The 6,157-nt window shown below is 68.6% G+C and carries 7 protein-coding genes; 2 read left to right on the forward strand and 5 right to left on the reverse strand.

From position 1 onward, the window contains the following. Nucleotides 1–28: 28 nt before the first annotated feature. The 4 genes from H7J06_RS27795 to H7J06_RS27810 all read right to left on the reverse strand — a co-directional run bounded on the left by H7J06_RS27795 (nt 29) and on the right by H7J06_RS27810 (nt 2,924). The gene (locus H7J06_RS27795; protein WP_264042643.1) at nt 29–313 is read right to left on the reverse strand and encodes a type VII secretion target; all 285 of its coding nucleotides are present in this window, start codon (nt 311–313) and stop codon (nt 29–31) included. A gap of 75 nt (nt 314–388) precedes the next feature. Next, a complete protein-coding gene (locus H7J06_RS27800; protein WP_264042644.1) occupies nt 389–1,000 on the reverse strand; it encodes a hypothetical protein in 612 nt (203 codons plus the stop codon). After that, nucleotides 997–1,728 (reverse strand): glucosamine-6-phosphate deaminase, encoded by a 732-nt coding sequence (locus H7J06_RS27805; protein WP_264042645.1) that lies wholly within the window; start codon nt 1,726–1,728, stop codon nt 997–999. The genes H7J06_RS27800 and H7J06_RS27805 overlap by 4 nt, the downstream gene beginning before the upstream one ends. Then, on the reverse strand, nt 1,728–2,924 hold the full coding sequence (locus H7J06_RS27810) for an ROK family transcriptional regulator (protein ID WP_264042646.1): 1,197 nt from the start codon (nt 2,922–2,924) through the stop codon (nt 1,728–1,730). Before H7J06_RS27810 ends, H7J06_RS27805 begins: the two co-directional genes overlap by 1 nt. Nucleotides 2,925–3,033: 109 nt before the next feature. On the opposite strand from H7J06_RS27810, the gene H7J06_RS27815 reads away from it, so the two are divergent. Further along, nucleotides 3,034–4,455, forward strand: coding sequence for an APC family permease (locus tag H7J06_RS27815; RefSeq protein WP_264042648.1), 1,422 nt, complete (start codon nt 3,034–3,036; stop codon nt 4,453–4,455). Here the strand turns inward: H7J06_RS27815 and H7J06_RS27820 are convergent. After that, on the reverse strand, nt 4,452–5,267 hold the full coding sequence (locus H7J06_RS27820) for a formate/nitrite transporter family protein (protein WP_264042649.1): 816 nt from the start codon (nt 5,265–5,267) through the stop codon (nt 4,452–4,454). The two genes, H7J06_RS27815 and H7J06_RS27820, sit on opposite strands and share 4 nt — an antisense overlap. A gap of 105 nt (nt 5,268–5,372) precedes the next feature. Here H7J06_RS27820 and H7J06_RS27825 point away from each other — a divergent pair, with 105 nt between their 5' ends. Next, entirely contained in the window at nt 5,373–6,098 is a 726-nt protein-coding gene (locus H7J06_RS27825; RefSeq protein ID WP_264042650.1) for a cutinase family protein, read from the forward strand. The last annotated feature ends 59 nt before the right edge of the window (nt 6,099–6,157 follow it).

Genomic DNA, 6,157 nt, shown 5'->3' on the forward strand with positions numbered 1-6,157 from the left:
GCAAGCTGGATCGTGACGGAAGCATCGCCTAGAACAACCCGTCGAAGGACTTCGCGAGCGCGTCGTCGGCGACCTCGAACGTATCGCCCGCGCCGCGCACGGCTTGCGCCATCTTGGTGACGTCGTCGACCAGCTTTTTGGCCTGCACGGTGAAGTGGTCTCCGACCGTGTGCGCCGCCCACTGCGTCGTCGAGCCGGGCAGGCCATCGGCTGCCGTGACCACCTTCGTCCCCACGTCTGCGGACGTCACTACACCCGCGACGCGGTCGGCTTGTCCCGCCAGCGCACGCAACACCTGCGGATCGACCTGCATCTCCACCCCTCGACGTCCCGGTTTCTTCCCATTGTCCGGTATGCAGAGGTCCCCGAAGCGCGGCAGTTTCTGCCCTCAGCCAGGACTACGCTTCCTTTTGCCAACCGCGCGGGCGCCGAGGTACAACAGCGCGAAGATGCCTGCGGTGAGGACCGAGGCGAGAACGAACTGAAGTGTCTGTCCCTGCGCGATCGGGTCACCGGCTCGCCCGTCGGCGAAACCGAAGACGACTGCGATGACCAGGATTACGGCGGCCATAGCCATCGCGAGTCGCGGATCGTCCCCCGTCAGGACAGGCTGGACGACGTTGAACGTGCACAACGCCATTCCCGCGACGATGAACCACCACAGCTTTCGCGCTGACGTCAGAAGCCGGGTCGCGCCTCGTGGTGTCGGGCCAGGTGGGTCCTCTGCCTCGGCGTCCGCCCGGTAGGCGGCGTGGATCTTCCCGCGGAATTTCAGGTACGGACTGGTGAAGTAGGCGGTTCCGAGCATCATGAACGCGACGAAGGCCGACAACTGGGCACCGGACTTCCAGTCCGGCGGAAAGCCGATGAAGAACGCCGACACCACCGCCACTCCCACACCCGCCCGGAAAATCCGGCGAGCTCGCGCGATGTCGCTGCGTGGAGCGAAGATTGGTAGCAGGACGCCGATGAACGTCGCAATCACGAAGGGGACGTTCACGAGCCGATCCGTTCAGGTCCCTTCGCAGCCCCCTCATCCACCACCACCGTCACCATTGGATGACGCTGCAGCACTGACGCCGGGCACTCCGGCGTCACCGGCCCCTCCAAAGCCGCCGCCACCGCCGCCGCCTTGTGCTCCCCCGTCGCAATCAACACCAGGTGCCGGGCCGAGCTGATCGTGCCCAGCCCCTGCGTGATCACTCGGTGGGGCACCTCGTCGATGCTCGCGAAGAACCGCGCGTTGTCCTGGCGCGTCTGTGAAGTCAGCGTCGTCACCCGCGTCCGCGAGTCCAACGCAGAACCCGGCTCGTTGAACCCGATGTGCCCGTTGGCCCCGATCCCCAATAGCTGCACGTCCACCGGCCCCGACTCGACCACCAGCGCGTCGTAAGACGCTGCCGCAGAAGATAAGTCGGAAGCATTACCGTCCGGGCCGAACACACCCCCCAGGTCCACGTGGTCGGCGAACTCCGTCCGGATCACCTGCGCGTAGGACTGCGGATGCCCCGCCGGCAGCCCCACGTACTCGTCCAGCAGGAACGCCTGAACCGCCGCGAACGACAACCCCTCCTCGCAGTGCCGGCGGATCAGCTCCCGGTACACCGACAGCGGCGAGGACCCGGTCGCCAGCCCCAGCGTCCGAGCCCCCGACCGGACCGCGCGGTCGAAGACCTCGGCGACGGTCACGCCGCACGCCGCCTCGTCCCGCTCAACGATGACGTCCACTACCGCCCCAACACCCTTCGCTCGAACACCAAGTCCCACGCCGTGTCCATCGCCGTCGCTATCGCCCCGACCAGGACCGCGTCGTCCCCCAGCTCTCCCCCGACGATGTCGGGCACCAAAGGAATCGTCTCGGCCAGTTCGCGGCGCATCGGGTCGGCCAGCAGGTCGACGTTGCGGCCGATGCCGCCCGCCAACACGATCAGGCCCGGGTCCAGCACGGCGGTGACGACGGAGACCACCCGTGCCAGCTTGGACGCCTCGTCCGCGACTACCTGCACTGCACGCGCGTCGCCGCCGCGGGCCGCCTCGAACACCGCCTTGGCCGTCGACAGCGAAAGCCCCGCCGAGCGGGCCGCCGACACCACCGCGTCACCGGCCGCCACCACCTCCACCGGCCCGGGCCGGTGCGAGCTCACCCCCGCCGGGACACGGCCGTAGGGCAGGTCGGCGATCTCGCCCGCAGCCCCGCGCGCACCGCGGAACAGGTTGCCGCCGAGCAGGATTCCCAGCCCGATGCCCGTGCCGACGGTGAGGCACGCCACCACGTCGACGCCCTGGGCCGCGCCGCGCGCGTACTCGCCGACGGCGCACAGGTTCGCGTCGTTCTCCACCAGCACCGTCGACCCGTTCACGCCGAGCAACGTCATCAGCTCGCCGAGCAGGCCGCGTCGCTCCCAGCCGGGCAGGTTCGGCGAGCGGTGCACCGTGCCGGTCGACGTGTCGGGGATGCCCGGCGTGCCGACCACGGTGACCACGATGTCGTCGTCGGCCAGCCCGGCCTCGGCGACGGCCTTGGCGACCGAATCGCCCACGATGCGCACGAGCATGGCCCCCGAGCGGCTGCGGTTGGGCTGCTCGACGCGGGCGACGACGACGCCGTCGAGATTGGCGACCGCGACGTGCAGGGCGCGGCGTCCGACGTCGACCCCGACGATGTACCCCGCATCCGGCGCGGTCCGGTAGACCACCGCCGCCCGGCCGGGGCGGTCCAGCCGCCGACCGATGGCCCGCACCAGGCCGTGCTCTTCGAGGTCCAGGAGCGCTTGTCCGACAGTGGGTTTCGACAGGCCGGTCGCGGCCGCGATCTCGGGCCGGGTGGCCTCGCCGTGCTCGCGCAGCCGGTCGAGCACCAGCCGCTGGTTGAGTGCGCGCATGTTCGCCGGGGTTCCCGCCTGCGGTGCCGTGCGGCCGTCCACCGCCACCTCCCATCCCGTCGACTCCGGAAATTTACACGTGAACTCTCGCACACTCGCCCTGAGTATGTTAAGAAACTTTACTAACAAACTACAACGAAGGAGGTGCGTGATGAGCTCACCGTCAAGCGGCGCCACGACGCCCCAGCAGCCGGCGCTGGAACGCCAGATCGGCCCACTGCAGGCCACCGCGATCAACATGACCCAGATGTGCGGCATCGGCCCCTTCGTGACGATCCCCGCCATGGTCGCCACCTTCGGCGGGCCGGAGGCCATGTTCGGCTGGATCGTCGGCGCCCTCCTGGCGCTGGCCGACGGACTCATCTGGGCCGAGCTCGGCGCGGCCATGCCCGGCGCCGGCGGCACCTACATCTACCTCCGCGAAGCCTTCCAGTACCGCACCGGCCGGCTCATGCCGTTCCTGTTCGTCTGGAGCGCGGTGCTGTTCATCCCGCTGATCATGTCCACCGGCATCATCGGCCTGGTCCAGTACCTCGGCTACCTCATTCCCGGCGTTACCGACGACGGGGGAAACACCCTGCTGGGCAAGGCCATCGGCGTCGGCATCACACTGGTGATCATGGCCGCGCTGTTCCGCAAGATCGGCCAGATCGGCAAGCTCACCACGGTGCTGTTCGTCGTCATGCTGGTCGCGGTGTTCAGCACCATCATCGCCGCCTACAGCCACTTCAGCGGCGCGCAGGCCTTCGCCTTCACCCCCGGCGCCTTCGGGTCGCACGGCACCTTCTGGGCAGGCCTCGGCGCCGGCCTCATCATCGCCGTCTACGACTACCTCGGCTACAACACCACCGCCTACCTCGGCGCCGAGATGCGCGACCCCGGCCGCACCATCCCGCGGTCCATCGTCTACTCCATCCTCGGCATCATGGGCATCTACTTCCTGCTGCAGATCGGCGTGCTCGGCTCGTTGCCGCTCGAAGAGATCAAGGCCTCCACCTCCGTCGCCTCCTCAGTGCTCGAACAGGCGTGGGGTTCGACTGCGGCGCAGATCATTACGGTGCTGATCGTCGTCGCCGCCATCGGCTCGGTGTTCGCCGGCCTGCTCGGCGGCTCCCGCGTCCCCTTCGAGGCGGCCCGCGACAAGGTCTTCCTGACGGTGTTCGCCAAGCTGCACCCGAAGCTCAACCTGCCCACCGCGGGCGTGCTCACCATGGGCGTCATCACCATCATCGGGTCGCTGTTCACCCTGACCACGATCATCAACGCCGCCGTGGCGACGCTGGTGATCATCCAGTCGCTGGCGCAGGTGGCCGCGATCGTGGTGCTGCGCCGCAGGCAGCCCAATCTGCAACGCCCCTACCGGCAGTGGCTGTACCCGCTGCCGACCGTCGTCGCCCTGATCGGCTGGGTGTACGTCTACTACTCGGCGACCTGGCTGTCGATCGCGCTGTCGCTGGGCTGGATCGTCATCGGCTGCGTCGCCTTCCTGATCTACGCCAAGACCGAGAAGACGTGGCCGTTCGGGCCCAAGGAAATCAAGGAGACCTTCGTCGAGGAGGCCGCCGAAGTCTAGGCTTCGGCGTCCTCCCGCTCGTCCTTCAACCGGTCCTTGCTGCGGATCAACCGCAGCAGTGTCACCAGCGCCAGCCCACCGAGCACGTTGAGCGGCGCGACGTACCCGAACCAGGCCAGCCAGTCGAGGTACCCGAACGGCGCGTCTCCGGCGATGAGGGCGCCGAAGATCAACAACGAATCCAGGATCGAGTGGAACATCTGCAAACCGGCGAGCAGGAAGGCACCCGCGACGGCGGCGGCGATCTTGGCCGGCATCGAATCGGTGCCGTGCTGCATACGGGTCATCAGGGTGATGGCCATGCCGCCGAGCACCGCCAACGCGATCGACTCCGGGCCCAGCGGCGCGTCGACGTAGTGACTCGCCGACTCGATGGTCTGCGCCCTCAGCTTCGGGAACCCCGTCATGATCAGCCACATCACCAGCCAGCCGCCGACCAGGTTGGCCACCAACGTGCCGCTCCACAGCTTCAGCAGTTGGGCCACGCTGGCCCGCTTGGCGACCACCGTCGTCACCGGCACCAGGAAGCCCTCGGTGAACAGCTCGCTGCGGCCCAGTAGCAACGCCAGGAACCCGATGGAGAACGCCAGCCCGGCCAGCAACGGGTTGTGGGTCTGGTTCATCACCGACAGGTAGGCCAGAACGCCGAGGGCCACCTCGGTACCGCCGAAGAACCCCGTGGTGAGCACCTCACGCCACGGGCGGTGCAGCCGCTGGGTGCCCTCCCCGATCATCCGCTGGAAGGCGTCCTCCAACTCGTCCTCGATGGGACTGTCGGAGTCCCCCAGGTCACGCTGGTCTGTCTCGGTCACGCGCGTGGCACGTTTGCACTGGTCATCCATCCGACATACCCCGTTTTCGCGCGCGTCAACGCGCGCCGCTGGTTTGGCTGGCAAACCCCGGGGTAACTCCGGCTCATGACTACCCGACATTTGCCACGCCTGCTCGGCGCCGCCGTCCTCACCGCCGGCGCAATCCTCGCCACCACCTCGGCCCCGGCCGCCTCGGCGGAACCCTGCCCGGACGTGGAGCTCGTCTTCGCCCGCGGTTCCGGTGAAGCCCCCGGTGTGGGCGGTGTCGGCCAGTCCTACGTCGACGCGTTGCGCGGCCAACTGGGCGCGCGCACTCTGGATGTCTACCCGGTGAACTACGCCGCCAGCACCGACTTCAACAATCGAGAAGCGTTCGCCAACAGCGTCATCGACGGAGTCAAGGACGCCGGCGCCCACGTGCAGGCAACGGCGGCGAACTGCCCGGCCACGAAGATCGTCCTTGGCGGGTACAGCCAGGGCGCCATGGTCGCCGGGTACGCCACCGCCGACCGGGCGCCCGAAGGCATCCCCGCCGCCGTCGTACCGCAGCCGCTGCCGGCCGAGGTCGCCAATCACGTTGCCGCCGTGACGCTGTTCGGCACACCCTCGAGCCAATTCCTGCAGCAGTACGACGCACCCCAGCTGACCATCGGTGCGAACTACGCCCCCAAGACGCTGCAGCTGTGCGCCCAAGGCGACACCATCTGCGACGGCACGCCGGGCGGGCAACCGTCCTTCGCGCACACCACCTACGGCTTCAACGGCATGACCAACGACGCGGCGACGTACGCCGTCGAGCGCATCGCGCCGGCTCCCGCTCCGGTCGGCTAGCGCTGCGGGGGCCGCGGCCCACGCGGCGGCGGCCCCGGTGGCGGCCGGAACCGCGTGGT

It is taken from the genome of Mycolicibacterium hodleri, assembly GCF_025822245.1.
Classification (GTDB): domain Bacteria; phylum Actinomycetota; class Actinomycetes; order Mycobacteriales; family Mycobacteriaceae; genus Mycobacterium; species Mycobacterium hodleri.